Source organism: Wenzhouxiangella marina, from assembly GCF_001187785.1.
Classification (GTDB): domain Bacteria; phylum Pseudomonadota; class Gammaproteobacteria; order Xanthomonadales; family Wenzhouxiangellaceae; genus Wenzhouxiangella; species Wenzhouxiangella marina.
The window spans coordinates 700,227-726,066 of record NZ_CP012154.1; the positions used below are offsets into that span (position 1 = coordinate 700,227).

At 63.1% G+C, this 25,840-nt stretch carries 23 protein-coding genes and 1 pseudogene; 16 read left to right on the plus strand and 8 right to left on the minus strand.

The features are described from left to right. The 12 genes from nuoF (at nucleotide 1) to truB (ending at nucleotide 12,875) form a co-directional block, all read left to right on the plus strand. Nucleotides 1-1,296: an NADH-quinone oxidoreductase subunit NuoF gene (gene nuoF, locus WM2015_RS03035; protein WP_049724656.1), complete on the plus strand. Its 1,296-nt coding sequence runs from the start codon at nucleotides 1-3 to the stop codon at nucleotides 1,294-1,296. After that, nucleotides 1,296-1,466 carry a hypothetical protein gene (locus WM2015_RS15720; RefSeq protein ID WP_156200774.1) on the plus strand — a complete coding sequence of 57 codons (171 nt, stop codon included), beginning with the start codon at nucleotides 1,296-1,298 and terminating at the stop codon, nucleotides 1,464-1,466. The genes nuoF and WM2015_RS15720 overlap by 1 nt, the downstream gene beginning before the upstream one ends. Before the next feature lies 1 nt (nucleotide 1,467). Further along, on the plus strand, nucleotides 1,468-3,831 hold the full coding sequence (gene nuoG / locus WM2015_RS03040; RefSeq protein WP_049724657.1) for an NADH-quinone oxidoreductase subunit NuoG: 2,364 nt from the start codon (nucleotides 1,468-1,470) through the stop codon (nucleotides 3,829-3,831). Continuing rightward, nucleotides 3,828-4,847: an NADH-quinone oxidoreductase subunit NuoH gene (nuoH, locus tag WM2015_RS03045; RefSeq protein WP_049724658.1), complete on the plus strand. Its 1,020-nt coding sequence runs from the start codon at nucleotides 3,828-3,830 to the stop codon at nucleotides 4,845-4,847. The genes nuoG and nuoH overlap by 4 nt, the downstream gene beginning before the upstream one ends. Nucleotides 4,848-4,851: 4 nt before the next feature. Beyond that, nucleotides 4,852-5,340 (plus strand): NADH-quinone oxidoreductase subunit NuoI, encoded by a 489-nt coding sequence (gene nuoI, locus WM2015_RS03050; protein WP_049724659.1) that lies wholly within the window; start codon nucleotides 4,852-4,854, stop codon nucleotides 5,338-5,340. A 96-nt stretch (nucleotides 5,341-5,436) separates the two neighbouring features. Further along, entirely contained in the window at nucleotides 5,437-6,039 is a 603-nt protein-coding gene (locus WM2015_RS03055) for an NADH-quinone oxidoreductase subunit J (RefSeq protein ID WP_049724660.1), read from the plus strand. A gap of 2 nt (nucleotides 6,040-6,041) precedes the next feature. Continuing rightward, complete coding sequence (gene nuoK, locus WM2015_RS03060; protein WP_049724661.1) at nucleotides 6,042-6,347, plus strand: NADH-quinone oxidoreductase subunit NuoK; 306 nt, start codon at nucleotides 6,042-6,044, stop codon at nucleotides 6,345-6,347. A gap of 11 nt (nucleotides 6,348-6,358) precedes the next feature. After that, nucleotides 6,359-8,314 (plus strand): NADH-quinone oxidoreductase subunit L, encoded by a 1,956-nt coding sequence (gene nuoL / locus WM2015_RS03065; protein WP_049726955.1) that lies wholly within the window; start codon nucleotides 6,359-6,361, stop codon nucleotides 8,312-8,314. A 14-nt stretch (nucleotides 8,315-8,328) separates the two neighbouring features. Then, a complete protein-coding gene (locus WM2015_RS03070) occupies nucleotides 8,329-9,840 on the plus strand; it encodes an NADH-quinone oxidoreductase subunit M (RefSeq protein ID WP_049724662.1) in 1,512 nt (503 codons plus the stop codon). A 46-nt stretch (nucleotides 9,841-9,886) separates the two neighbouring features. Next, nucleotides 9,887-10,270 (plus strand): GxxExxY protein, encoded by a 384-nt coding sequence (locus WM2015_RS15510; RefSeq protein WP_183971425.1) that lies wholly within the window; start codon nucleotides 9,887-9,889, stop codon nucleotides 10,268-10,270. A gap of 45 nt (nucleotides 10,271-10,315) precedes the next feature. After that, entirely contained in the window at nucleotides 10,316-11,749 is a 1,434-nt protein-coding gene (gene nuoN / locus WM2015_RS03080; RefSeq protein ID WP_049724664.1) for an NADH-quinone oxidoreductase subunit NuoN, read from the plus strand. A gap of 220 nt (nucleotides 11,750-11,969) precedes the next feature. Next, the gene (gene truB / locus WM2015_RS03085) at nucleotides 11,970-12,875 is read left to right on the plus strand and encodes a tRNA pseudouridine(55) synthase TruB (protein ID WP_049724665.1); all 906 of its coding nucleotides are present in this window, start codon (nucleotides 11,970-11,972) and stop codon (nucleotides 12,873-12,875) included. 353 nt (nucleotides 12,876-13,228) lie between these two features. On the opposite strand, the gene tsaB is transcribed toward truB, so the two are convergent. Then, on the minus strand, nucleotides 13,229-13,894 hold the full coding sequence (tsaB, locus tag WM2015_RS03090; RefSeq protein ID WP_049724666.1) for a tRNA (adenosine(37)-N6)-threonylcarbamoyltransferase complex dimerization subunit type 1 TsaB: 666 nt from the start codon (nucleotides 13,892-13,894) through the stop codon (nucleotides 13,229-13,231). Between the two features lie 250 nt (nucleotides 13,895-14,144). On the opposite strand from tsaB, the gene WM2015_RS03095 reads away from it, so the two are divergent. Together WM2015_RS03095 and WM2015_RS15725 are read left to right on the plus strand one after the other, a co-directional pair. Next, entirely contained in the window at nucleotides 14,145-16,250 is a 2,106-nt protein-coding gene (locus WM2015_RS03095) for an RHS repeat-associated core domain-containing protein (protein ID WP_049724667.1), read from the plus strand. 9 nt (nucleotides 16,251-16,259) lie between these two features. Continuing rightward, entirely contained in the window at nucleotides 16,260-16,823 is a 564-nt protein-coding gene (locus WM2015_RS15725; RefSeq protein ID WP_156200776.1) for a hypothetical protein, read from the plus strand. A 459-nt stretch (nucleotides 16,824-17,282) separates the two neighbouring features. Here the strand turns inward: WM2015_RS15725 and WM2015_RS03100 are convergent, their stop codons facing one another. The 3 genes from WM2015_RS03100 to WM2015_RS03110 form a co-directional block, all read right to left on the minus strand. Then, entirely contained in the window at nucleotides 17,283-18,299 is a 1,017-nt protein-coding gene (locus WM2015_RS03100; RefSeq protein ID WP_049724668.1) for a hypothetical protein, read from the minus strand. Nucleotides 18,300-18,500: 201 nt separating this feature from the next. Beyond that, the gene (locus tag WM2015_RS15730; RefSeq protein WP_156200778.1) at nucleotides 18,501-19,073 is read right to left on the minus strand and encodes a hypothetical protein; all 573 of its coding nucleotides are present in this window, start codon (nucleotides 19,071-19,073) and stop codon (nucleotides 18,501-18,503) included. Between the two features lie 178 nt (nucleotides 19,074-19,251). Next, nucleotides 19,252-19,707 carry an integrase core domain-containing protein gene (locus WM2015_RS03110; protein WP_049726956.1) on the minus strand — a complete coding sequence of 152 codons (456 nt, stop codon included), beginning with the start codon at nucleotides 19,705-19,707 and terminating at the stop codon, nucleotides 19,252-19,254. A gap of 89 nt (nucleotides 19,708-19,796) precedes the next feature. Here WM2015_RS03110 and WM2015_RS03115 point away from each other — a divergent pair, with 89 nt between their 5' ends. Next, nucleotides 19,797-19,997 carry a hypothetical protein gene (locus WM2015_RS03115; RefSeq protein ID WP_183971427.1) on the plus strand — a complete coding sequence of 67 codons (201 nt, stop codon included), beginning with the start codon at nucleotides 19,797-19,799 and terminating at the stop codon, nucleotides 19,995-19,997. A gap of 141 nt (nucleotides 19,998-20,138) precedes the next feature. Then, nucleotides 20,139-20,291: pseudogene (locus WM2015_RS15515) on the plus strand (type II toxin-antitoxin system RelE/ParE family toxin); the annotation flags it as partial. A 509-nt stretch (nucleotides 20,292-20,800) separates the two neighbouring features. Here WM2015_RS15515 and WM2015_RS16325 read toward each other — a convergent pair. The 4 genes from WM2015_RS16325 to mrcB are packed head-to-tail and all read right to left on the minus strand — an operon-like array spanning nucleotide 20,801 to nucleotide 25,819. After that, entirely contained in the window at nucleotides 20,801-20,926 is a 126-nt protein-coding gene (locus WM2015_RS16325) for a hypothetical protein (RefSeq protein WP_260319091.1), read from the minus strand. Between the two features lie 30 nt (nucleotides 20,927-20,956). Then, nucleotides 20,957-22,885 (minus strand): DNA repair helicase YoaA, encoded by a 1,929-nt coding sequence (yoaA, locus tag WM2015_RS03120; RefSeq protein ID WP_049724671.1) that lies wholly within the window; start codon nucleotides 22,883-22,885, stop codon nucleotides 20,957-20,959. 16 nt (nucleotides 22,886-22,901) lie between these two features. Continuing rightward, nucleotides 22,902-23,420 carry a tetratricopeptide repeat protein gene (locus tag WM2015_RS03125; protein ID WP_049724672.1) on the minus strand — a complete coding sequence of 173 codons (519 nt, stop codon included), beginning with the start codon at nucleotides 23,418-23,420 and terminating at the stop codon, nucleotides 22,902-22,904. Nucleotides 23,421-23,440: 20 nt separating this feature from the next. Continuing rightward, nucleotides 23,441-25,819 (minus strand): penicillin-binding protein 1B, encoded by a 2,379-nt coding sequence (gene mrcB / locus WM2015_RS03130; protein ID WP_169751077.1) that lies wholly within the window; start codon nucleotides 25,817-25,819, stop codon nucleotides 23,441-23,443. Nucleotides 25,820-25,840: the final 21 nt, after the last annotated feature.

Consider the following 25,840-nt stretch of genomic DNA (forward strand, 5'->3'; position numbering starts at 1 on the left):
ATGGCTGACAACAAGGTCGTCTTCACCCACCTCGACGAGGACCGCTGCTGGTCCCTCGATGCCTACCGCAAGCACGGCGGCTGGCAGGCCTGGGAGAAGATCGTGCGCGAGAAGACGCCGCAGGAAGAGATCATCGAGACGGTCAAGAAGTCGGCCCTGCGCGGTCGCGGCGGCGCCGGCTTTCCGACCGGTCTGAAGTGGTCCTTCATGCCGCGGTCGGCCCCGGGGCAGAAGTACCTGCTGTGCAACTCCGACGAGTCCGAGCCCGGAACCTGTCACGATCGCGACATCCTGCGATTCAACCCGCATGCGGTCCTCGAAGGCATGGCCATCGGCGCCTACAGCATGGGCGCGACCGTGGCCTACAACTATCTGCGTGGTGAGTTCCACCACGAGCCCTTCGAGCGCATCGAAGCGGCGCTGGCCGAGGCCTATGAAGCCGGCCTGCTGGGCAAGAACGTGATGGGCTCGGGCATCGACATCGACATCTACAACGTGCTCGGCGCCGGCGCCTACATCTGCGGCGAAGAAACCGCCCTGATGGAGTCGTTGGAAGGCAAGAAGGGCCAGCCGCGCTTCAAGCCGCCGTTCCCGGCCAACTTCGGCATCTACGGCAAGCCGACCACGATCAACAACACGGAAACCCTGGCCTCCGTGCCCGCGATCATGCGCAACGGCGCCGACTGGTTCCTCGAGATCGGCAAGCCGAACAACGGCGGGCCGAAGGTGTTTTCGGTCTCGGGCCACGTGGCCAGGCCGGGCAACTTCGAGATTCCCCTGGGCACGCCCTTTGCCGAGCTGCTGGAAATGGCCGGCGGCATGCGCAATGGCAATGCACTGAAGGGCGTGATTCCGGGCGGCTCGTCCATGCCGGTGCTGCCGGCCGATGTGATGATGGACATCACCATGGACTACGACGCTCTGCAGAAGGCCGGTTCCGGCCTCGGTTCAGGCGCGGTGATCGTGATGGACGAAACGACCTGCATGGTTTCGGCCTGCGCGCGCATCGCCCGGTTCTACTACGCCGAGTCCTGCGGTCAGTGCACGCCCTGCCGTGAAGGCACGGGCTGGATGTACCGCGTGCTGCAGCGCATCGCTGCCGGCAAGGGTCGCCCGGAAGATATCGACCTGCTGGCTTCGGCCGCCGGTCAGATCGAAGGGCACACGATCTGTGCCTTCGGTGAAGCCGCCGCCTGGCCGGTGCAGGGCTTCCTTCGCCACTTCCGCCACGAGTTCGAATACTTCGTCGAGCACGGGCGTTCGATCGTGGCCGAGAAGCTGGGAGCGGCGGCCTGATGCTGATGATGACCCGGCCAGACCGGCCCGAGACGCCCGTTCGGGTCTCGAGCCGACCGGTCAGCCTGGAGCGTGACCACCGGCCGTTCATCGGCCTGGTGTTCGTCGTGCTGGTGTCTCTCGTGATCGACATCATGGCTCGCGTCCGCGCGAGCGAGAAATCGGATTGATATGGCTACTGTTGAGAAACCCCAAACCGAGCTGGTGACCCTGGAGATCGATGGCCGGGAAGTGCAGGCGCCCAAGGGTTCGATGATCATCGAGGCCAGTGACCGCCTCGGCATCGACATCCCGCGCTTCTGCTACCACTCCAAGCTCTCGATCGCTGCCAACTGCCGCATGTGCCTGGTCGACGTCGAAAAGGCGCCCAAGCCCCTGCCGGCCTGCGCCACGCCGGTGGCCGAAGGCATGAAGGTCTTCACCGAGTCGCGCCGCGCCGTCGATGCCCAGCGCGGGGTGATGGAATTCCTGTTGATCAACCACCCCCTCGACTGTCCGATCTGCGATCAGGGCGGGGAGTGCGAGCTGCAGGACCTGGCGATGGGCTACGGCCGCTCGGTCTCGCGCTTTACCGAGCGCAAGCGCGTGGTCAAGGACAAGAATCTGGGGCCCCTGGTGGCCACGGACATGACGCGCTGCATCCACTGCACGCGCTGCGTCCGTTTCCTCGAAGAGATCGCCGGCACCGCCGAGCTCGGCGGCATCGGGCGTGGCGAGAAGACCGAGATCTCGACCTTCGTCGAGCGCAACATCAATTCCGAGCTGTCGGGCAACATCATCGATCTCTGTCCCGTCGGCGCCCTGACCAACAAGCCCTTCCGCTTCTCGGCACGGCCCTGGGAGATGCGCGCACGCGCCTCCGTGGCCGGCCATGACTGCCTGGGTTCGAACCTTTTCTATCACGTGCGCGGCAAGAAGATCATGCGCTCCGTGCCGCGCGACAACGAGGCGGTCAACGAGTGCTGGCTGGCCGATCGCGATCGCTACAGTCACTTCGGCCTCGAGGCCGAGGATCGTCTGACCACGCCGCGCATCAAGGTCGACGGTCGCTGGCAGGAAGCGAGCTGGGACGAGGCCCTGGCCGCCGCCCAGCGGGCGCTGAAGGGCACGGTGGACACGCACGGCGCCGCTGAACTCGGCGCACTGATTTCACCGCGCGCCACCACCGAGGAGCATTTCCTCGTCCAGAAGCTCGTCCGAGCGCTGGGCAGCGACAACATCGATCATCGCCTGCGCCTGAACGACTTCAGCCATCCGCAGGCGGGCCGCGCGCACATGGACATCGCCAGCCGTGAGCTGAGCGATCGCGATGCGATCTTCCTGGTCGGCAGCAACATCCGCCATGACCAGCCGATCCTCGGCCACCGCGTGCGCACCGCCTGGCGCAAGCACGGGGCGAAGGTCATGGACCTCAATCCGGCCCACTACGACTGCCATTTCGATCTGAGCGAGCGCCTGATCGTGCCGCCGCAGGCCATGGTGGCCGCGCTGGCGCGGGTCGCCGCGGCCGTGTTCGAAAAGGCCGGCAAGGCCCTGCCGGGCGATGCCCTCGGCGCGCTGATCAAGGCGCACGCGCTGGACGCTGACGCTCGCGCCATCGCCGAACGTCTGGTCGCTGCCGAGCGCGGCGTGCTGCTGCTCGGCAACGGTGCCCTCAGCCATCCCCAGGCCGCGTCCCTGCGACGCCTGGCGGAGGCCATCACCCAGGCGGCCGATTGCGCGCTCTGCGTGCTGCCGGGTGCGGCCAACAGCCAGGGCGCCTGGCGCGTCGGCGCCGTGCCGTCGGGCGCGGGTCTGGATGCGCGCGCCATGCTCGAGCGTCCGCGTCAGGGCTATCTGCTCTGGGACGTGGAGCCGGGCTTCGATCTGGCCGATCCGGCGCTGGCCCACAAGGCACTTTCTTCCGCCAGCTCCGTGGTTGCCGTGACGCCCTTCGTCGATTCGCAGCTGGCCGAGCTGGCCGACGTGCTGCTGCCGCTGGCGCCGGTTCCGGAAACCGATGGCAGCTACATCAATCTGGATTCCCTGACCCAGAACTTCGACGCGGCCCTGAAGGCGCCGGGCCAGGCCCGTCCGGGCTGGAAGATCCTGCGTCGTCTGGGCGAGATGCTGGAGCTCGACGGTTTCGATTTCGTCGACCTGGCGCCCGTCCGCGAGGCCATCGAAGCGGCCGGGGCGATCGAGGTCGCAGCCGCCGAGCCTGCCGAGCTCGAGGCGCCGACCGACGAGACCCTCTGGCGCATCGGCGATGTGGGGATCTACTCGACCGATTCCCTGGTGCGTCGCTCCAAGCCCCTGCAGGCCAGCGAGCACGTTTCCGATCTGCGCGTTCGACTTCACCCGGCCACGGCCGAGCGCCTGGGCCTGGGCGAGGCGCCGAGCCTTCGCGTCCGTCAGGGCGAGGCCGAGGTGAGCCTGGAATGGACCACCGATGAGCGCATCGCGCCGAACGCCGTGTGGCTGCCTGCGGCCACCTGCGCCGCCAACACCCTGGGCCCGAGCATGGGTCCGATCACCGTGGAGGCCGGGCAATGATCGAGCAACTCACCGTGCTGCTGTGGACCGTGGCCAAGATCATGGCCATCGTCCTGCCGGTCACCATCGGCGTGGCCTACTTCACCTACTTCGAGCGCAAGGTCATCGGCTACATGCAGGTGCGACGCGGCCCGAACCGGGTTGGCCCGCTGGGCCTGCTGCAGCCCTTCGCCGACGTGTTCAAGATGCTGTTCAAGGAACTGATCATTCCGACGAACGCGAACAAGTTCCTGTTCCTGCTCGCGCCCGTGCTGGCCCTGGCCCCGGCGCTGACGGCCTGGGCCGTCGTGCCCTTCAATGACTGGCTGGTGCTGGCCGACATCGACGCGGGACTGCTGTTCGTGCTGGCGCTGACCTCGATGGGGGTCTACGGCATCCTGATCGGCGGCTGGGCCTCGAACTCCAAGTACGCTCTGCTCGGTGGTCTGCGTTCCGCCGCCCAGACCGTGAGCTATGAAATCGCCATGGGCTTCGCTCTGGTCGGCGTGATCGTGCTGTCGGGCACCCTGAACCTCTCGGGCATCGTCATGGCCCAGTCCGGCGGTCTGTTCAGCTGGTTCTGGTTGCCTCTGCTGCCCCTGTTCGTGATCTATTTCGTGTCCGGCGTGGCCGAGACCAACCGTGCCCCCTTCGACGTCGCCGAGGGCGAGTCGGAGATCGTGGCCGGTTTCCACGTCGAATACTCGGGCGCGGCCTTCGCCGTGTTCTTCCTGGCCGAATACGCCAACATGATCCTGATCTCGGCCCTGGCCTCGATCCTGTTCCTGGGCGGCTGGCTCAGCCCCTTCCAGGGTCTGCCGGTGGTCGGTGACACGATTCTGGGGCAGGGTGGCGTGCACTGGTTCCTGCTCAAGACCGTGATCTTCTGTTTCCTCTATCTGTGGTTCCGCGCCACGTTCCCGCGCTACCGCTACGACCAGATCATGCGCCTGGGCTGGAAGGTGTTCATTCCGATCACCATCGTCTGGATCATGGTCGCCGGCGTGTTCCGCGTGCTGGGCTGGTACGGGAGTTGATCTGATGCAAGCCGTTAGCCGTTACCTCAAATCCCTGATGCTGCTGGAACTGTTCCAGGGCCTCAACGTGACCTTCCGCTACTGGCGCTCTCCGAAGGAGACGCTGAACTATCCGGAAGAGAAGACGCCGAAGTCGGCCCGCTTCCGCGGCCTGCACGCCCTGCGCCGCTATCCGAACGGCGAAGAGCGCTGCATCGCCTGCAAGCTCTGCGAAGCGGTCTGTCCGGCACTGGCGATCACCATCGATTCGCACCAGCGCGAAGACGGCACCCGCCGCACGACGCGCTACGACATCGATCTGTTCAAGTGCATCTTCTGCGGCTTCTGCGAGGAAAGCTGCCCGGTCGACTCGATCGTCGAGACCGACATCAGTGAGTACCACTTCGAGAACCGCGGCGAGAACGTGGTCAGCAAGCAGCAGCTGCTGGCCATCGGGGATCGCTACGAGGACCGGATTGCCGCCGCGCGTCAGCAGGACGCCGCGTATCGCTAATTGAATCGAGGGAATCGAGCGCCCCGGCGCGCGGAGCGGCAGATGCATCGCTCCGGCACCGGACCCGGTCCCGCTGAAGAGTAAAGAGAGTCAGGCATGCCCATCGTTGAAATCGCCTTTTACCTGTTCGGTGCGGTGCTGATCGGATCGGCACTCAGTGTCGTGACGGTCGGCAACCCGATCTATGCGGTGCTGTTCCTGGTGCTGTCGTTCTTCTCGGCGGCCTGCATCTGGATGCTGCTCCAGGCCGAGTTCCTGTCCATCGTGCTGGTGCTGGTCTACGTCGGCGCCGTCATGGTGCTGTTCCTGTTCGTCGTCATGATGCTCGACGTCAACGTCAATCCGGTCAGGGAGGGCTTCGCTCGCTACCTGCCGGTGGGCCTGCTGGTGGCCCTGGCCATGGCGGCTCAGATGTTCATGGTGATCTGGACCCGCGGTCTGGAGAACCAGCTCATGCCCGAACCTCGCCCGCAGGGCTACAGCCACACGCGCGAGGTGGGCGAGATGCTCTACACCAACTACCTGTTCGCCTTCGAGATCGCAGCCGTGCTGCTGCTGGTGGCCATCGTGGCGGCCATCGCACTGACCCATCGCCGCCGGCCCGAGACCAAGCACCAGGATCCGAGCCAGCAGGTTCGCATCAAGCGCGAGGAGCGCGTGCGCCTGATCAAGATGGCGTCCGAAGGGGAGGAGGGCTGATCATGCTGACACTGGCTCATTTCCTGACCCTGGGCGCGGCGCTGTTCTGCATCAGCGTGGCGGGCATCTTCCTGAACCGGAAGAACGTGCTCATCCTGCTGATGTGCATCGAGTTGATGCTGCTGGCCGTGAACATGAACTTCGTGGCCTTCTCGCGCTTCCTCGATCACATCGATGGCCAGGTGTTCGTGTTCTTCATCCTGACCGTGGCCGCCGCCGAGGCCGCCATCGGTCTGGCCATCCTGGTGGTGCTGTTCCGTAACCGTCGCTCGATCAGCGTCGAAGAGATCGCGGATCTGAAGGGCTGAATGACGTGACTATCAAAACCATACTGCTGCTGATTCCGCTGCTGCCGCTCATCGGCAGCCTGATCGCCGGACTGCTTCGCCATCAGATCGGCCGTGCCGGTGCGCACTGGGTCACGATCCTGGCCGTGGCCGGTTCCTGCGTGCTGTCCTGCTATGTCGCCTGGGAAGTCTTCTTCAACGACATGGAAGTGCTCAACTACTCGGTCTACACCTGGGCGGTGACCGATGGCCTGCGCTTCGAGGTCGGCTTCCTGATCGACAGCCTGACGGCCCTGATGATGGTCGTGGTGACCTTCGTGTCCTTCATGGTGCACGTCTACACCATCGGCTACATGCACGACGATCCGGGCTACCAGCGCTTCTTCTCCTACATCAACCTGTTCACCTTCGCCATGCTGATGCTGGTGATGGCGAACAACTTCATGCAGCTGTTCTTCGGCTGGGAAGCGGTCGGCCTGGTGTCCTACCTGCTGATCGGTTTCTGGTTCAAGAAGGACTCCGCCGTCCGCGCCAACCTGAAGGCCTTCCTGGTCAACCGCGTCGGCGACTTCGGCTTCCTGCTCGGCATCGCGGGCGTGGTCTACTACATGGGCACCCTCGACTACGCCGAAGCCTTCGCTGCCGCGCCGGCCGTCGAGGGCATGACCATGAGCATCTTCGGTGGGGCCGAATGGCAGGTCATGACCGTGATCTGCATCTGCCTGTTTATCGGCGCCATGGGCAAGTCCGCGCAGGCACCGCTGCACGTCTGGCTGCCGGATTCGATGGAAGGCCCGACGCCGATTTCGGCCCTGATCCACGCCGCGACCATGGTGACCGCCGGCATCTTCATGGTGGCCCGCCTGTCACCGATGTTCGAGATGTCCGTGACGGCGCTCAGCTTCATCCTGGTCATCGGCGCCATCACTGCCCTGTTCATGGGCCTGATCGGCATCGTCCAGAACGACATCAAGCGCGTGGTCGCCTACTCGACGCTCTCGCAGCTGGGCTACATGACCGTCGCCCTCGGGGCGTCGGCCTATTCCGTGGCCATCTTCCATCTGATGACCCACGCCTTCTTCAAGGCCCTGCTGTTCCTCGGCGCCGGCTCGGTGATCATCGCCCTGCACCACAAGCAGGACATGCGCGAGATGGGCGGCCTGAGAAAGTTCATGCCGATCACTGCCGCGACGGCCTGGATCGGTTCCCTGGCTCTGATCGGGTTCCCGTTCTTCTCGGGTTTCTACTCCAAGGACATGATCATCGAGGCGGTCAAGCTGGCCGAACGTCCGGGCGTGGGCTTTGCGGTCTTCGCCGTCTACGCCGGGGTCTTCGTGACGGCCCTGTACTCCTTCCGCATGCTGTATCTGGCCTTCCACGGCCCGACCCGCATGGACGCCGAAACCGCGAGCCATGCGCATGAATCGCCCTGGGTGGTGACCGTGCCGCTGATCCTGCTGGCGATTCCGTCCGTGTTCATCGGTTACCTGACCGTCGAGCCGCTGCTGTTCGGTGGTGCCCTGTCCGATGCGATCTTCGTTCGCGAGGCGCATGACGTGGTCGCCGAGCTGGGCCACCATTTCCATGGCGCCTTCGCCTTCGGCCTGCACGGCTTCGTGACCCCGGTGTTCTTGCTGGCCATGGCCGGCGTGGCGACCTCGACGGTGATCTATCTGTTCAAGCCCGAGATCGCGGCCACCATCAAGCAACGCGCCCACCTGATCTGGGCCATCCTGGACAAGAAGTACGGCTTCGACGAGCTGTACCAGAAGGTCTTCGCCGGGGGTGGCCTGATGATCGCCTCGGGCCTGTCCAGGGGCGGCGATCGCTTCCTGATCGATGGCCTGGTCGTCAATGGCTCGGCGCGTCTGGTCGAGAAGTTCTCGCGCCTGATGCGCCATACCCAGACGGGTTTCCTGTTCCACTACGCGTTCGCGATGATCGTTGGCCTGGTGGCCATCCTCGCGGCCTTCGTCCTGCTCCGGTAAGGGGAAGATGATTCATGTTTGATTGGCCCCTGCTCAGTCTTCTGGTCTGGATTCCGATTGCCGGCGGCGCGGCTCTGATCGCGCTGGGTGATCGCTACCCGGACCTGGTCCGCCCGCTGGCCCTGATCACGGCACTGGTCTGCCTGTTGCTCTCGATCGTGGTCTATGCCGGTTTCGACGTCGGCACGGCTGCGATGCAGTTCGAAGAGAAGGCCGTCTGGATCGAAGCCTTCGACATTCACTACCACCTCGGGGTGGATGGCCTGTCCCTGCCGCTGATCATGCTGACGGCATTGATCGGGGTCATGGTGGTCATCGGCGGCTGGACGATCACCGATCGGCCGCACCAGTACCTGGCCGCCTTCCTGATGCTGCAGGGTCTGATGGTCGGCATGTTCGGTGCCCTCGACGCCCTGCTGTTCTACGTCTTCTTCGAAGCCATGCTGGTGCCGATGTTCCTGATCATCGGTATCTGGGGGGGTCCGAACCGGATCTACGCGACGATCAAGTTCTTCCTGTTCACCTTCTTCGGTTCGGTGTTCATGCTGATCGCCCTGATCTGGATGTACCTGCAGGGCGGCAGCTTCGCCATCGCCGATCTGCACGCCATGCCGATCGCCCTGGATGCCCAGATCTGGATCTTCCTGGCCTTCCTGATCGCCTTCGCGGTCAAGGTGCCGATGTGGCCGGTCCACACCTGGCTGCCGGATGCGCACGTCGAGGCCCCGACCGGGGGTTCCGTGGTGCTGGCGGCGGTGATGCTGAAGATCGGTGGCTACGGTCTGGTGCGTTTCTCCCTGCCGATCACGCCCGATGCGGCGGCCGAGCTGGACTGGCTGGTCATCGGCATGTCCCTGGTCGCCATTGCCTACATCGGTTTCGTCGCCCTGGCGCAGAGCGACATGAAGAAGCTGATCGCCTACAGCTCGATCTCGCACATGGGCTTCGTCACCCTGGGCCTGTTCCTGGCCTTCGCAATCCAGCGCCACTCCGGTGAACTGACCGGCGCGGGCCTCGGCATCAGCGGCGCCATGGTGCAGATGATCTCCCACGGCTTCATCTCCGGCGCCATGTTCCTCTGCGTGGGCGTGCTCTACGATCGGGTCCACAGCCGCGAAATCTCGTCCTATGGCGGCGTGGCCAACACCATGCCCTGGTTCGCGATGTTCGCCGTCCTGTTCTTCATGTCGAACTCCGGCCTGCCGGGCACCTCGGGCTTCGTCGGCGAATTCATGGTCATCCTGGCCGCCTTCCACGCCAACTTCTGGTTCGCCTTCGTCGCCGCCACCACCCTGCTGCTCGGCGCGGCCTACAGCCTGTGGCTGGTCAAGCGCGTGTTCTACGGTGAGGTGGCCAACGATCAGGTGGCTGCGCTCAAGGACATCACTGCGCGTGAATGGATCATGCTGACGACCCTGGCGGTCTTCGTGCTGGGCGTGGGCATCTGGCCGTACCCGCTGATCGAGATGATGGAAGCCTCGATCCAGAACCTGGTCGCTCACATCGTCCAGTCCAAGATCGGATAAGACAGGCTCACCACAGAGGCACGGAGTACACAGAGCAAAGATTTTCATGGTGGACAAAGATGGCGACAGTGAGTTGACCGGCGAAATCATTGGCGCTGCGATTGCTGTGCATCGGGAGTTGGGTCCCGGGCTGCTCGAGTCTGTTTATGAAGTGTGCCTGGCCTTCGAATTGGAGGCGCGAGGTCTGAATTTTGAAAGGCAGGTGGAATTGCCTGTCGTATATCGAGGTCATCACCTCGACTGCGGTTACCGACTCGACATGGTGGTCGAGGGTAGCGTTTTACTGGAGCTTAAATCGACTGCAAATCTGGAACCGATCCATGAAGCACAGTTGCTGACCTATCTGCGATTGAGTGGTCTCCAACTTGGTCTTTTGATCAACTTCAATGTTCCAGTCTTGAAACAAGGTATCCGGCGCAGAGTTCTTTAGCTTTACTCTGTGACCTCTGTGCCTCAGTGGTGAATTGGATTTTCTATGACGATTGCTGAACTACAACTGGCGCTTCCCGAGATCTTCGTGCTGTCGATGACCTGCATCGTGCTGCTCGCCGATCTGTTCATTTCCGACGAGCGACGGGGGCTGACGCACACGCTGGCGATCCTGACCCTGGTGTTCGCGGCCATCCTGACCCTGCGCGTGATGCAGCCGGTCGGCGTGGTGGAATACGCCTTCTCGGGCACCTTCGTGCGCGACCGCTTCGGTGACGTGCTCAAGATCTTCAGCTATCTGATCCTGGCGGGCGTGTTCGTCTACGCCAAGCACTACCTGCGCCGCTTCGGTCTGTTCAAGGGCGAGTTCTACACCCTGAGCCTGTTCGCCCTGCTGGGCGTGATGGTGATGATCTCGGCGTCCAATCTGATCACCGTCTACCTCGGTCTGGAGTTGCTGGCCCTGTCGACCTATGCCCTGGTGGCCCTGGACCGCGATTCGCGCTTCGGTTCCGAAGCGGCGATGAAGTACTTCATCCTCGGCTCCCTGGCCTCGGGCATCCTGCTCTACGGCATGAGCCTGATCTATGGCGCCACGGGTAGCCTGGACCTGGCCACGATCAGCCAGAACCTGTCGATGGGGGCGGGCGATTCGATGCTGCTGACCTTCGGCCTGGTCTTCGTGGTCATCGCCATCGCCTTCAAGATCGGCGCCGTGCCTTTCCACATGTGGGTGCCGGACGTCTATCACGGTGCGCCCCTGGCGATCACCACCCTGATCTCCTCGGTGCCCAAGCTGGCCTACCTGGCCCTGGCCATCCGTCTGCTCGACAACGGCATGATCGGCCTGCACCAGGACTGGATGAACATGCTGGCCGTGCTGATCGGCCTGTCCCTGATCCTCGGCAACGTCGTCGCGATCGCCCAGGACAACATCAAGCGCATGCTCGCCTATTCGACCATCTCGCACATGGGCTTCATGCTGATGGGCGTGATGGCCGGGACGCCGGAAGGCTATTCGGCCGCGATGTTCTACGCCATCGCCTACGCCATCATGTCGGCAGGCGCCTTCGCCGTCGTCATCCTGGTCTCGAGTGAGCGCGAAGCCGATCGCATCGAGGACTACAAGGGCCTGGCCAAGCGCAACCCCTGGCATGCCCTGCTGATGCTGATGATCATGTTCTCCCTGGCCGGCGTGCCCGTGTTCCTCGGCTTCTTCGCCAAGTGGCAGGTCATTGCCGCCGCCCTGGCGGCCGGCTTCATCTGGCTCGCCGTGCTGGCGGTCATCATGTCGGTGGTCGGTGCCTTCTACTATCTGCGCATCGTCAAGCTGATGTACTTCGATGCGCCGGAAGACAGCACGCCGGTGACGGCGCCGGTGGATTTCCGCGCCGTGCTGACCGTCAACGGCGTGGCCGTGCTGGCCCTCGGCATCTTCTCCGGTGGCCTGATCAGCCTCTGCGTCAGCGCTTTCTCCTGACATCGAGCCGGCCGCCAAAAGACAGGAACACGAAGGACGCGAAGAAGGACTTGAATCAGTTCGTTGAATCGGTTCATGAGTTCCGTCGGCTACCGCCTCTTGTCTCGCCTTCCTTGATTTCGATCCTTTTCATTTCTTCGTGCCCTTCGTGCCTCCTTCGTGTTAAAGCTTTCGATCTCTCCGTCAGCACAAAGCATCGAGCAATGAAGGTGGCTTCCCCATGACTGCGTCTCGCGCTCGGAAGACCGACACGCCGTCCGGGATTCTGCTTCTGGACAAGCCTTCCGGGCTGGGCTCCAACGCCGCCCTGGGTCGGGCCAAGCGCCTGCTTGGCATCAAGAAGGCCGGGCATACGGGCACCCTCGATCCGATGGCATCCGGCCTGCTGGCCCTGTGCTTCGGTGAGGCCACCAAGGTGGCCGGCTTCCTGCTCGATGCGGACAAGGCCTACCTGGCCGAAGCGACGCTCGGCATCACCACCGACAGCGAAGATGCCGAAGGTGAGGTGCTCGAGCGCCGGCCGGTGCCCGAGCTCGACGAGGCCGCCATCGAGGCCGTGCTGGACCGCTTTCGGGGCCCGATCGAGCAGGTGCCGCCGATGCACTCGGCGCTCAAGCACCAGGGCAAGCGCCTCTACGAACTGGCCCGCAAGGGCGAGACCGTCGAGCGTCCGCCGCGCGCGGTGGTCATTCATGCCCTGAAGCTGATCGGCTGGCAGTCCCCCGTGCTGAAGCTCGATGTGCGCTGCTCCAAGGGCACCTACATCCGTTCCCTGGTTCGTGACATCGGTGAGGCCCTGGGCTGTGGAGCGCATCTGAGCGCCCTGCGCCGAACGCTGAGTGAACCCTTCTCGATCGACAAGGCGATCGGCCTGGCCGATCTGGACGGCCTGGACGTCGACCAGGCGCGCTCGCTGCTGATCCCGCCCGACCAGGCGCTACTGCATCTGCCGGCCGTCGAGCTCGAGGCGGCGTTGGCCAGGCGCCTGCAGCATGGCCAGACCCTGGCCGGAATCGACGGCGAGGCGGGCCTGGTTCGTGCCTATGGAGAAGGCGAGTTCCTGGGCATCGCGACCCTGGATGAGAGCGGCCATCTGCGAGCCAGGCGTCTGTTCGCCACGGCTTGAGATCGGTTTGCCCGGTTTCGGGCTGGGCGTGGAGGGCGCCCGGCCGTCTTCGCTGCTCTGGCTGGGACTGGTTGTCTAGGGAGCCTCTGAATAATCATGCGCGGGCGCGACAGGCCTTTGCGGGAGTCTCCGGCTTGGCTTGGGCGAGCGTGGTTTGGTCATTCCAAATAAGCGAGTCCAAACGAGGCGGAGGCCCCGCAAAGGCCTGTCCCTAAAGGGTTTCGCCGGAAAAGCCGCATCTCGCGCGTCGCGCCACTCGGCCGTAGCGACGGCTACTGTCACTCGCGTCGCACCGCACGATCTGCGGCTTTTCCGACTGAAACGCGCTCCAAGCATGATTATTCAGAGGCTCCCTAGCCGGTGACCTGATCGCGGAGGTAGGTGGGGGTGATGCGGTGTCCCGGCACGCCCTCGACCGCATCGGCCAGCTCCAGCAGGGCACGCGCCGAGGGCCAGACGATGGGGGCGTCGGCCGCCGGCAGGGATACGGACGTGCCCAGGGTCTTGCTCAGGCGCTCATGAAAGGCCTGGACGCCGGGGCCGGCTGCTTGCCAGGGGCCGGCGTCGGGCGGTTTCAGGGCTTCCGGTGCACCCAGCCACTCCTCTCCGCATCCGATCCGTCGACCGCCTTCGATTCGGTACCAGGCCGCGTACACCTCGCCCATGCGTGCATCCAGCAAGGCGAGAAGATGCGAGTGCTGCAGTGCCGGATCGCCCGACCGGGCCAGCACGTCCAGGCTGGAGACCGGATGCACGGGGCGATCATGGGCCAGGGCCAGGCCCTGGACGATGCTCAATCCGATGCGAAGGCTGGTGAAACCACCCGGCCCTCGACTGACGACGAAGCGGTCGATCCGAGCGTGGCTCAGGTCGGCTTCGGCCAGCAGCTCATCGACCCAGGGCAGGATGCGGGTGGCATGACTGCGCGGTTCGACGAGTTCGCGAAGCAGGACCTCATCGCCCGCCTGCAGGGCGACCGAGCAGCTCTCGGTCGAGGTTTCGATGGCCAGTGAATTCATGAACTGATTCTAGCGGCTTCAGCTCAAGGCCTGCACTGCAAATTACCAGGGCATTTGCTGATCGATCGCCTTTGTGGAGCTGATGATGACTGGCTGCTGTTCGACAATCCGAAAAAATCGAGAAGTCAACGATGATGCATTGCATTCTTTCAGCTGATCGCGATTCCCGGGCGGGTGAGGGCCTGGCGCCTAAGACCCTGCAGGACTTGTTGCCGTTCAAGGTCGATAATGATGTCGACATCAATGCCTCATGGGAACCTTCGGCGAGGAAATTGCACAGTTCTCCGTCTATCGTTGGGACGGGGCGGGCCGACTGACTCGCCGAGAGAACCTGGCCTATGGCTACGCCAATGGTCAGCTTTCGTCGCCCCATCTGGAATTCTTCCAGTACGATTTGCGTGATCGACTGACTCGCACGCATTATCAGCGTGTCATTTCCAGCTCGCCAGGCATCCCTGATTTCGAGCAAGATATTGGCTACGATCAGGCAGGGAATATTCTCACGAAGACGGGTGTCACAGATCCGGCAGAGCCCACAGATGTATATCGCTATGGCGATGGCATCTACTGCGCTCTCGGTGCGGGCCCCCACGCGCTGTGTGGTGTTGGGGCTGGCGCCGGCTGCTATTCCTACGACCTGACAGGGAATCTTCTGGCAGACGGAGAGCGAACGTTCACTTATACAAGTAGCCGTCGATTGGCCACGGTCGAAGGGGCAGGGGGAAGCGCAAGATCCGAGTATTTCTACGGCGCGAGCCGAAATAAGCGCGTCCGGGCCGAAAACAGCGGCCAGGGTCTTCGCTACACCATCTTCGTGGGTGACGTCGAATTCAACTACGATGCCAGTTTCAGCGGTGGACAGATTGGCTCGTTGCGGGAGACCAAAAAGCGGGTCGGTTCCCAAGTGCTGATCACGCTGGACACCGTTTCTGGGGTAGAGCGCACCCACTATCGGCATATGGACCACCAAGGCTCCCTGGTGGCACTTTCGGACGAAAACGGGCAGACCATCGCGCGGATGAGCTTTGATCCCTGGGGTGCGCGGAGAGCAATGGTCGCAGGCGACAACGACGGCTGGATTCCCTATACGCAACCGATCGCGACGGCCTGGAGCGAAGAGTTCCAGCGAATGCTGGACTGGACGGAGCGTGGCTACACCGGCCATGAGCATATGGATGCACTGGGCCTGATCCATATGAACGGGCGGATTTACGATCCGGTTCTCGCGCGCTTCATTCAGTCCGATCCGTTCATCGAGGATGTCGGCACCCTGAATCGCTATACCTATGTACACAACAATCCGCTGGGTTGGGTCGATCCGTCGGGCTTTACAGGGCGTCCGAACAATACGCGGGATCGCGGCAATCATGCCTTCCGGATGTTTGCCTCGAGTGTGATCGGTATGGCGACTTGGGCCTACGCTGCGACCTCGATCACCACTGGTATGACCGTCGCTGAAAAAGCGTCTGTCGCAGCGGTTGCCGCTTCAGGTTCGGCGGCGTCCACGTACGTGGCAACGGGGAGCGTGAAGGGGGCCTTCATCAGCTTCTCAACGGCGTTGCTTTTCAATAGCGTTGGGCAGGGGTTCCACGACAAGTCCTTGCCGAAGCAAATGTTCGCGCATGGAATCGTCGGTGGTGTATCCGCAGCTGCAAGTGGGGGCGACTTTGCACGGGGCTTTATGGCGGCGAGCTTTACGAAGATGGTTTCGCCTTCGATTCAGGATCTACCTGTTGGGGCGTTGGAGCAGACTTTGATTGCTGGTGCGGTGTCGGGTTTAGCCAGTGAGATTTCTGGTGGGAAATTTGGTCTATCTGCGGTCCGTGGGGCAATGGGTTACGCGCTGAATCAGAATCTTTCAGATCAAACGTCTGCCTCTATCGACGATGTTGAAGATGATTACCCTGACTTTAGAATTCCAATGAGGTTGTCAGATGAGCTAGCACTATCAGATGTCCAGGAGGCCTATGATCTCTTATACATTTTGAACGTGGACTCCGTTTTTCAAGATACGGAGTTTGGACGCCTTGTGGATGTTGACGGAACGTCTATTGTAGGAAGGGCAATTGGGAATCACGCAATCAGCTTCAGCCACGGTGGAGTTCGCTATGATGGCCCTACCGACAATGAAACAATCCTGGGAATCAACCCGAGATACATGGCACATACCCATGGTGCGGCTGGGACAAACCGTGACTTGTTCTCGCCGGACGATATTCGCCTCTCAAGGGCGGGCGGAATTCCAGTTTTTCTCTCGGATCACCGGGGTAACTTCAAAGTCTACCTTCCATCAATGGGCGATAGAGATTTTGCTGGTCATTTGCTCTGCCGTGCTTGTATTCCAATTCCTAACTAGGAGGCCCCAATGAGAACATATTCGAAAGTAACGCTAATCTCTGGGCTCTTCTTATTGTCGGCGTGTGTGGCGCCAGCCGAAAGAAAAGAACGGTATCAGCGTGATTCAATTCAACTGCCTATGATGGTGGCTTATGGTGATGGTGATGGGCTTTTCCGGTGGGAATTGAGGCCTGCGATGGACTCTGAGTCACCCACTGGCTACGCTTTCCCACAAAGCTGTGGTGAAGTCAAGCGTGAACTTTCTTTATTGCTTCCAATAGATCTTCATGCCCCTATTCTAACTGCGCTGTCTAAGACGCCGAGTCCTTCTGATTGGAGAACTGACTGGGAGTCGCAAGATTTCCTTGATTTCAATGCATTGCTGACTAGGGAAACAGAGGATGCGTTTAGGGGGCATGGCGGATTTTATTGGAAATTTAGAGATTGGGTCCTTTCGATTTGGGGGTTCTCGGGGATAGAGCGTAGGCCGTTCTATAATGTACTGTGCGGGGATGCTTTTGGACATGGATACTATAATCCAGCAGAGCTGATTGATGTTATCGTGATTGAATTGGCGCTTGAATCTGAATAGCCAGAGTTTTGGTCGGCGACGGACATTCTGAGCCAACCCGCATAAAGCGGGCAGGTATCACGCAGACATTTCAGCCTGGAGCGGGATTCGTTAGTTTAGCGCTTGATGCAAGCGCTGGATGTTGTAGAAAACCTCAATGGGCCAAGATCGGCAAGATCGCAACGCGAGAGCGGGACATCCACGACTTCCTTCCTCGAAGCAACAAGATCGGGACAGCCACGAAGACACGAAGATTCCCTACCCGTGCTCGGGTCAATTTCCTACTTTAGCGCGAGAGCGGGACATCCACGACTTCCTTCCTCGAAGCGGCTTTGCCGATCGGTCGTCAGTAGACAAGGAGTTGGAAGGGCTTCGGTCGCTGCGAATAGCCCAGGGTAGGGTGTTTCCCTTGATTTTCCATGATAAGAGCATGACGAGCAGCCAGCATGTACTGGCCCGGCAGGTTCAAGGGAGTTTCGTCTACTCGGTCTGCTGTCGCATCAGAATCCGGGCTCGCTCGCTGCTGACCCCCTTCATCCAGCGCTGCCCGATCTCAGCGGCCTTGGCCATCAGGGCTTCGGCCGAACCGATGGCTCGGTAGTAGCGACTCTCGGTGCCTTGAACCCGCCTTAGCCATTGCTTCGGGTGCTTTGCCAATGACCAGAGGATGTCCGGCGGGTTGTCCTGGGTTGGGGCTTCGAGCTTTCCGCGCTTGAGCGGATGGGCCTGTTCGCCGGTCCATTCCACCAGATCCAGATAGCTGGATTCGGACATTCCAAGCGGTGCGTTTGCATCCAGACCGGCGACGGGCTTGAGGGGGCGGTTCAACAACTCGTCTCGCTGCTTGTATGAGCACTTTTCTCGCTCCGAAATCCGGGCCCGGACGCTGGTGTGATCGGAGTCTTCGAGCGTGTCTGCCTTTTTGGCGCGAACCGGATTCAAGTCCACGTAGGCCATCGCCGATACCACCGCTTGCTCTTCCAGCAGCGCTTGGCACTTGAAGCGCCCCTCCCAGAACCGGCCCGAACATTCATCCTCCTTGTTCGCCATCCGGGCGATTGGCTCATTCAGCGCTCGCATGAACCAGCTCAGGCTCCCGAGTCGGGACCGAATCTCCTGCAGTCTCTTCGGGTCGCTGGTCAGGGCGTAGGCGATTCGCTCGCGCTGCCTCTTGTCAGATGTCCAGCTCAGCGCGCCTGGGAAGACCCGAAGCCAGCGTTCGGCGACTTGCTCGTCGCTCCAGAGTTGCGCCTCCCGCGGGTCGGTAGAGAGCACGATTTGGTAGTGATTGCTCATCACAGCGTAGGAGTAGATCGATACAGCGAAGGACTCGGCCAGGAACCGAATTCGATCCTCGATCCATGTCCGCCGGTGCTCGAAACACCTCTTGGTGTATTTGTCGGTGCCACAGAGAAAGGCGCGACGCACGCATCGACTGACAACATGGAAGAAGCCGGGCTCGTCCGGCGGTGCGATCTGGCTTCGGGGGTAGGTCATGGGGCCAGTCTGCTGACGCGACCGATCGACTGGAATAGGAAACGGCTGCGTGCTGGTGTAGGATTTTTGCTCGGGTTGATGGGTGTCCTCGAGGGCCTAGGTGTCCTCGAGGGCCTATTACATCCCGACGGAACATTTCGCAAATTTTTACGCCAATCCGAGAAAATGCTGTACAGCGTGATGCAAGCAGCTGAAGGGCTTCTAGTTGGATTCGCTATTGATATCTGAAATCCGCACGGCTCTGAGTCCCATCCCGAGCAATGCCAAGGCAGCCAACAGTAACCCATTCCATTGGTCAACCGGCACAGCAATTGGCGCCACCCCCACGACGACATTCATCCGACCCAGTGTGGTTCTGTGTGAATCTAACGCTGGGAAGACCGTATCACGATCTACCCGACTGACAATCAGCTCATAAGTGCCGGAATCCAGCATCCCTATCTCATGGGTTCGCTCAATGGTCAAATTGTTGCATCCAACTCCCAAATCCAACTCGGCCACATAATCGAGGCGTATTTGGTTGCCGTCAACTTCCAAGAAATGAAAGAGCCCTTGCGGATTCGCGAATGTTGAAAAGCACAGTCCTTGCCCACCCCAAAGCGTAGTGACAAAAAGAGCTTCCTCAGAAACCGGAACAGGTGGATCGATACTAAGCCATGTCGGAGATGTTTGAGCGCCAGACAGAGCTGGAACGAGCAACAAAAACGAGGCCGTAAGAATCAATTTCGCTCCGCGATAGCGGGAAGCGTGCGAAAGAGTAGACGGATCAGACATTACCGTTGTCTCACTCAAAATTTACAGAAATAGTCAAGAAACGATGAGGGTAACATGATAGTGTCAAATGGGGTGTGGGATGTAATTGGTTGTGCAAATGGCGCTTCCGGATTGTCAAGAAGCGGTAGATTTGTTCTGATTGTCAGTTGCGCGAACTGGTTCTGTCCACTTCCCCAACTTAGGACCAACCATAAGTAGAGATTTCGGCGTGACCTCGGTCGGTTAGAAATTCGATTGGGGAGACGTCTCCGAGAGACTCATGGGGCCGGATGGTGTTGTGCTCCGTCAGCCATCGTGCCGTTTCCTCGCGGACCTGATTCAACGTCATGAAGCACCACGCATCGAGGACGCCGTCACGATAGATGCCGTTGAACCGTTCGATGAACGCATTCTGCGTCGGTTTTCCAGGTTGTGTGTGCTCGATGATGACGTTGCGTTGCTGGCACCAGGCAACGAATGTCGCACTGGTGAACTCGGGACCGTGGTCCACTTGGATCCGTTCAGGCGCTCCTCGTACGAGCAAGACCTGATCCAGGGCCCGCGTGATTCGCTGAGCCGTCAATGAGACGTCGATCTCGATGTGCAGCGCCTCCCGGTTATCGCCCACCTCTGGACCACCGAGATCGACACCCATGTGGCCATCCACCAGCTGAAATCCATCCACGAAGCGACCCACCCGGCGAGACTGCCCGAGGCTGACGAGGAAAACTGAGGAGTAGTAGAATGGACTCCATGGCAACAAAAGCAGACACCGTGAAGGCCAAGGCTCGAGAACTTATCGAGCAGTTGCCCGAAAACGCGACCTGGGACGACGTGGCCTATGAAATCGCCGTGCGTCGTTCCATCGAGCGGGGGCTCGCCGATCTTGACGCCGGGCGCACTTACACCAGTGAAGCTCTGCTGGAATCCCTTGGCCTCCAGTGAATGACCGTCATCTGGTCGGCAGAGGCGCAGGCTCAGCTTGCCGCCGTCCAGGAGCATGTAGCCGAGAACGCCCCGCGAGATGCCGATGCGCTGATCAGGCGTCTCGTTGCCCGTGTCGCTTAGCTCGAGACTGTTCCACACAGCGGCCGCAGGGTGCCTGAGTATCCGGACGACGACGTGCGCGAACTGCTGTCACGACCTTACCGGATCATCTATCGCCAACGCGATGAGCATGTGGAAGTCGTGACCGTGATGCACTATCGGCAGCAGTTGCCTGCCAACCCCGCGACTTGAGCTGACTTCAGAGTCGGCGCCACGCGCTACGGCATTCCGGGAGCGCTTCTCCGCCTTCGGCGAAACCGAGCTCCCTCCATTGCCTGCGCTAAGCTGCGCTGTAGCCGGACGCCGGCAAGCTCGGGGCAGCTACTTCAATAGTTGCTTGCCCCGAGCTTCGTCCGGCTTCGGACCGCCTGTCACGCGGCGCTTGCAGCGCCTTCGGGTTAATAACTGCGGCCCTCGGCCTGGCAATCGCCGTGCCAGGCTCGCTCATTGCCAACCCGAGGCCTGGTCGACTTCGTTGACCGGTTGGACTAGTAACGCCCGCTCGCAGACTTGGCTGCGCCATGTCGTTGAGCTGGACCTTGCCAGCTCGGTTGAGCGCACAGACCTTAAAGACGTTCTTTGCGAGATCGATCCCGATCAGAGTAGACTTCATTTGGACGCCTTCTACGCTAAATGACTGGTCGAAATACCAGTGTGGCGCGAACCTGACGCCGGAGCGAATGATGGAGGCGTCCATCTCATCAGCCATCAAGACCGGGACAGGCGTCGGGCGGTTTCAGGGCTTCCGGTGCACCCAGCCACTCCTCTCCGCAGCCGATCCGTCGACCGCCTTCGATTCGGTACCAGGCCGCGTACCCCTCGCCCATGCCTGCATTCCAATCGACGATGGCAGCCGATCAGTCCGCCATCTCTCTCATGGTCAATCGATCACGCAGGAAGCGCGCCGCCTCTTCGCCGGACTCGACGCGAGTCATGGGCGGCAGGCTCTTGATGAACAGGCGCCCGTAGGGCCGGGTGGCCAGGCGCACGTCGCCGAGGACCAGCACGCCGAAATCGTCGGCCTGGCGGATCAGGCGGCCGGCGCCCTGCTTGAGCGACAGCACGGCCTGCGGCAGCTGGATGTCCGTGAAGGGGTTGCCACCGGCCTCGCGCGCTGCCTTCAGCGTCGCTTCGAGGACGGGATCGTCGGGCGCGGCGAAGGGCAGCTTGTCGATGACGACCAGGGTCAGATCATCGCCCGGTACGTCGACACCCTCCCAGAAGCTGGCCGCACCCAGCAGCACGCTGCGTGGCGTGTGGACGAAGCGCTCCAGCAGCACCGGCCTCGGGGCCTCTTCCTGGATCAGCAGATTGAAGTCCGTGTTCGAGCGCATCCACTGGGCGGCGCGCTGCAGGGCGCGGTGCGAGGTGAACAGCAGGAAGGCGCGCCCGCCGTTGGCGCGGAGCAGGGGCAGGACCGAGTCCAGCAGCGCCTCCGTGTGCTCCGGGTGGTTCGGCTCCGGCAGCGCCTTCGGGATCCAGAGCCGGGTCTGGGTCGGGTAGTCGAAGGGGCTGTCGACGACCAGGGTTCGGGCGTCCTCCAGACCGAGCCGGCTCGTGAAATGATCGAAGCGATCGCCCACGGCCAGGGTGGCCGAGGTCATGATCCAGGTGGCCGGGTGGGTCTCGCGCAGCTGCTTGAGGGGCGTGGCCACGTCCAGCGGCGTCAGGTTCAGGGTGAAGCGCCCGCGGCGCGAGCTGAACCAGCGCACGTGCCCATCCTGGCCCGCCAGGAATCCGGCCAGACCGTCGTGCAGCAGTTCGGCCCGGTCGGCGCAGTTGGCCAGATCGCGGCTCTGCTCGCCCAGCGGGTCCAGCGCCTGCCTGAGGGCGCTCAAGGATCGAGCCAGTTCCTCGAAGGCCGGCAGCTGCTGGCGCAGGCGGCCGAATTCGCCGCGCGGCGGCAGGTCGACGCAGGCGCTGATGGCCTGATCGAGGCGTGACTTCATCTCCGCGATCGGTACCTGCAGCAGCTTCAGGCTGCCGGCGGCGCCATGGCAGGCCGCCAGGCTGTCCCGGGCCAGTTCCCGAAGCTGCCAGGCGCTGACGCCGCGGGAAAAGAAGCGCATCGCCGTGTCCGGAACCTGGTGGGCCTCGTCGATGATCACGGCCTCGGCGCCCGGCAGGACCTCACCGAAGCCGCTCTGCTTGAGCGCCAGATCGGCGAACAGCAGATGGTGATTGACCACCACCACGTCGGCTTCCTGGGCCTGGCGGCGGGCGTGGGCGACGGGGCAGTCGCGGAGCATCGGGCAGTCGCTGCCCAGGCAGTTGTCCTGGGTGGAGGTGACCAGCGGCCAGACCGGTGAGCGCGATCCGATCTCGGCCAGTTCACTGATCTCGCCGCTCCGCGTGTGCTCGGCCCAGCGTTCGACCAGGCGCAGCTCGGCGACCACGCTCTCGTCGAGCTCGGAAATGGAGTCGAGGTGCTGGTGGAGTCGCTGCGGACAGAGGTAGTTGGCCCGGCCCTTGAGCAGCGCGATCCTGCATTCCCTTCCGGTGGCCTTCAGGGCCAGCGGCAGGTCCCGATGGAACAGCTGTTCCTGCAGGTTCAGGGTGCCGGTGGACAGGATGCTGCGGGCGTCGCGTTCGAGCACGGGCAGCAGGTAGGCCAGGGTCTTGCCGGTGCCGGTCGCCGCCTCGGCGACCAGATCCTGGCCATCGTCCAGGCACTCGGCGATGGCCTCGCTGAGATCGAGCTGGCCGGGACGGGGGCGAAAGCCATCGAGCAGTCGGGCCAGGGAGCCCTGCTCGGAGAAATGATCGGCCAGGCGAGAGTCGCTCACCGGCGGCTCGGCGACGTCACAGGCGGGTCGGAGGCTCGATCTGGCAGGCCTGCAGGCGCTCGCGGGCGTCGGCCGCCTCGTCGTAGCGGCTCAGGCGCTCGCGGGCCAGGGCCATCGTGCGCCAGTTGCGCTGGCAGATCTCACCGACCCGCGGGCCGACGTCGAAGGAGCGGCCGGCGAAGCTCTCGGCCTGTTCCCATTCACCGCGTTCGAGGCGGATCTCGGCCATGTGCTGGAGCAGCTCCGGGTCGCGGGGCTGGATGCGCAGGGCGCGCTCGAGCAGCAGGGTGGCCTGGTCCAGATCGCCCGCCTGTTCGGCGGCCAGGGCCGCCTCGGTCAGTTCGGTCACGGCCGGATTGCGCAGCGGGTAGACCTGCAGGCCGCTGCGTTCCTCGGCGGCCGGCGCACGGACTTGTTCGGCCAGGCTGCGATTTTCCGTCGGCGCCGGGGCCTGGGTGGCGCAGGCGCTGATCAGGGCGACGAGGCCGATGGCCAGGCTGAAGCGAAGGATCGGCTGGATTGACTTGCGATTCATGGCAGGTAGTCGAATGGGTCTCAGCGATTTCGACCGCGTCGGCGGCGCGAAGTTGAGGCCGGTTCGAAGCAATCCGACAACTCGGTCGGATTCGAGCCGGCGATGAACGGGATGGCGCGCGCGTTCGGGCATTGCTCGTTGGCCAGGCGCGCCGTCGGCCAGTCGATCCAGAACCATTCCAGCGACTCGGGCCACTGACGATTCAGCTGACGCGAGGGCAGGGCGTTGAACACCTCGGCCCAGACCGGCAGTGCGGTGGCCGCGCCCGTCACGCCGGCCGGCGCGTTGTCATCGCGCCCGGTCCAGACCACGCCCAACCAGTCGCGAGTATAGCCGACGAACCAGGCATCCCGGCGGTCGTTGGTGGTGCCCGTCTTGCCGCGCACGCCCGGGTCGTCGTGCAACAGGGCCGGCAGGCTGCGGGCCGTGCCGTCGGTGACGGCGTGGCGCAGCGCGAAGTCGAGCAGGGCCAGGGCGCCGTCTTCGCGGATCGGACGCAGGCGCATCGGGTAACGGCCGATCTCGCGGCCCTCCGCATCGACCACCTGGGTGATCGAGCGCAGTGGCGTGCTGTAGCCCTCGGCGGCGAGCGGCTGGTAGAGCTGCGCCACCTGAAGTGGCGTCAGGGAGAGCGCGCCGAGGAAGGCCGAGGGGTGGCGTGCCGGGCCGGGATCGACGCCGAGCTGTTCGAGCAGGCGAAACAGGCCGGGCAGGCCCAGTTCCATGCCCAGGCCGACCGTGGCCTGGTTGTAGGAGTGGGCGAGGGCATCCATCAGCGCCACTTCGCCATGGCTGGTGCCGTCGTAGTTGCTGGGCCGCCAGGGCTCGTCGCCCTCGATCGGCACCTCGATGGGCGCGTCCATGAGGGGCGTGACCAGGCTGTAGCGCTCGGGCTGGGCCAGGGCCTGCAGATAGACGAAGGGCTTGATGACCGAGCCGATCGAGCGGCGGGCGTCCAGTGCCCGATTGAAGCCGCGCCGCTCGGCCTGGCGATCGCCGACCAGGGCACGGACCTCGCCGCTGCTCGGTTCGACCAGGATGACCGCGCCCTGCAATTCGCCCGGCTGGCGTTCGTGACGGCGCAGGGCGTCGGCCAGACCGCGCTCGGCGGCACGCTGCGCCGAGGGCGAGAGCGTGGTGAAGATCTTCAGGCCGGTGCCGCGCAGGTCCTCGTCGTGGTAGTCCTGGCGGAGCTGGCGGGCGACCAGTTCGAGAAAGGCGGCGTTGGGTCGCTGGCGTCGCTGGTCCGAGCGGGAGAGTTCGAGGCCGCGCTCGCGCAGCCGGTCATGCTCGGTCGGGCTGATCAGGCCGGTGTCGCGAAACTGGGCCAGTACCTGGTTGCGACGCGTCATGGCGCGTTCCGGATTGCGCACCGGGTGGTACCAGGACGCGCCTCGAACCATGCCGACGAGCAGGGCGATCTGCTCGGGCGCCAGGGACTGCACCGGCAGGCCGAAGTAGTACTCGCTGGCCCGTCCGAAGCCGTGGATGGCCTGGGCGCCGTCCTGACCGAGGTAGACCTCGTTGAGGTAGGCCTCCAGGATCTCGCCCTTGCTGAATCGCCGCTCGAGGCTGATTGCCATCACCGCCTCGTTGAACTTGCGCACTAGGCTGCGTTCGGGGCTCAGGAACAGGTTCTTGACCAGCTGCTGGGTGATGGTCGAGCCACCCTGCACCACGCCACCGCGGCGCAGATTGGCCCAGGCCGCGCGCAGCAGGCCCCGGGGATCGACGCCGTGGTGGTGGCGGAACTGCCGATCCTCGACTGCCTGGATGCCGGTGACGAGCAGGGGCGGAAAGTCGGCCAGGCGCACCAGACTGCGTTCGTCACTGCCGGTCGGCAGCAGCTCGCCGAGCTCGGCCGGTGGCAGGCGCACCAGGCTCAGGGATCGGCCGGCGGCATCGCTCAGGCCCTGGACGCGATCACCCTCGAAATCCACCCGGACTCGCTGGGCGGCCTGGGGCTGATCCGGAAAGGGGAAGGCCGGTGCATGCAGTTCGACGCGGCGGGCACTGCGGGCGAAGCGGCCGGGACGGGTGGGATCGCCCGAGCGCAGGCCGATGTGCTCCAGTTCCACGACCAGATCGGCGAGGTCGAGGGCCTGGCCGGCATAGAGCTCGAGTGGTCGTGCATAGACCCGGCTGTCCTGGGTCCACTGCCGATCGGCAAAGCGTCGGCCCGCCTCCCGGTCCAGCCACCAGACCCACGGGCCGAGCAGGCCGAGGCCGAGGCCGAGCAGGAAGAGCAGGCTATGGAAAAGCAGGCGACGCAGCACGCAGAGCAGTGTACCCGCTCCTCGGTCCGGCGGGTGCGCCAGCGGTATAATGCGCGGTTCGTTCCAGCCGTCCAGGGCGCGTCGCGTCCGGATGGTTTCGGGTGCCAGCCGTATTACGTCCAAGCCGGAGCTCATCGCCGAGCA

Excerpts from the sequence above, each read along its gene's own strand:
- WM2015_RS03110 (WP_049726956.1), bottom strand. The coding sequence starts at position 19,707 with ATGGGTGTCGATCTCGGTGGTCCAGAGGTGGGCGATAACCGGGAGGCG.
- WM2015_RS15720 (WP_156200774.1), top strand. The coding sequence starts at position 1,296 with ATGCTGATGATGACCCGGCCAGACCGGCCCGAGACGCCCGTTCGGGTC.
- nuoF (WP_049724656.1), top strand. The coding sequence starts at position 1 with ATGGCTGACAACAAGGTCGTCTTCACCCACCTCGACGAGGACCGCTGC.
- nuoK (WP_049724661.1), top strand. The coding sequence starts at position 6,042 with ATGCTGACACTGGCTCATTTCCTGACCCTGGGCGCGGCGCTGTTCTGC.
- nuoG (WP_049724657.1), top strand. The coding sequence starts at position 1,468 with ATGGCTACTGTTGAGAAACCCCAAACCGAGCTGGTGACCCTGGAGATC.
- nuoN (WP_049724664.1), top strand. The coding sequence starts at position 10,316 with ATGACGATTGCTGAACTACAACTGGCGCTTCCCGAGATCTTCGTGCTG.
- WM2015_RS16325 (WP_260319091.1), bottom strand. The coding sequence starts at position 20,926 with ATGGGCGAGGGGTACGCGGCCTGGTACCGAATCGAAGGCGGTCGACGG.
- WM2015_RS15725 (WP_156200776.1), top strand. The coding sequence starts at position 16,260 with ATGAGAACATATTCGAAAGTAACGCTAATCTCTGGGCTCTTCTTATTG.
- WM2015_RS03055 (WP_049724660.1), top strand. The coding sequence starts at position 5,437 with ATGCCCATCGTTGAAATCGCCTTTTACCTGTTCGGTGCGGTGCTGATC.
- WM2015_RS03070 (WP_049724662.1), top strand. The coding sequence starts at position 8,329 with ATGTTTGATTGGCCCCTGCTCAGTCTTCTGGTCTGGATTCCGATTGCC.
- WM2015_RS15510 (WP_183971425.1), top strand. The coding sequence starts at position 9,887 with ATGGTGGACAAAGATGGCGACAGTGAGTTGACCGGCGAAATCATTGGC.
- nuoH (WP_049724658.1), top strand. The coding sequence starts at position 3,828 with ATGATCGAGCAACTCACCGTGCTGCTGTGGACCGTGGCCAAGATCATG.
- nuoI (WP_049724659.1), top strand. The coding sequence starts at position 4,852 with ATGCAAGCCGTTAGCCGTTACCTCAAATCCCTGATGCTGCTGGAACTG.
- tsaB (WP_049724666.1), bottom strand. The coding sequence starts at position 13,894 with ATGAATTCACTGGCCATCGAAACCTCGACCGAGAGCTGCTCGGTCGCC.
- truB (WP_049724665.1), top strand. The coding sequence starts at position 11,970 with ATGACTGCGTCTCGCGCTCGGAAGACCGACACGCCGTCCGGGATTCTG.
- WM2015_RS03115 (WP_183971427.1), top strand. The coding sequence starts at position 19,797 with ATGGACTCCATGGCAACAAAAGCAGACACCGTGAAGGCCAAGGCTCGA.
- WM2015_RS15730 (WP_156200778.1), bottom strand. The coding sequence starts at position 19,073 with ATGTCTGATCCGTCTACTCTTTCGCACGCTTCCCGCTATCGCGGAGCG.
- WM2015_RS03125 (WP_049724672.1), bottom strand. The coding sequence starts at position 23,420 with ATGAATCGCAAGTCAATCCAGCCGATCCTTCGCTTCAGCCTGGCCATC.
- WM2015_RS03100 (WP_049724668.1), bottom strand. The coding sequence starts at position 18,299 with ATGACCTACCCCCGAAGCCAGATCGCACCGCCGGACGAGCCCGGCTTC.
- WM2015_RS03095 (WP_049724667.1), top strand. The coding sequence starts at position 14,145 with ATGGGAACCTTCGGCGAGGAAATTGCACAGTTCTCCGTCTATCGTTGG.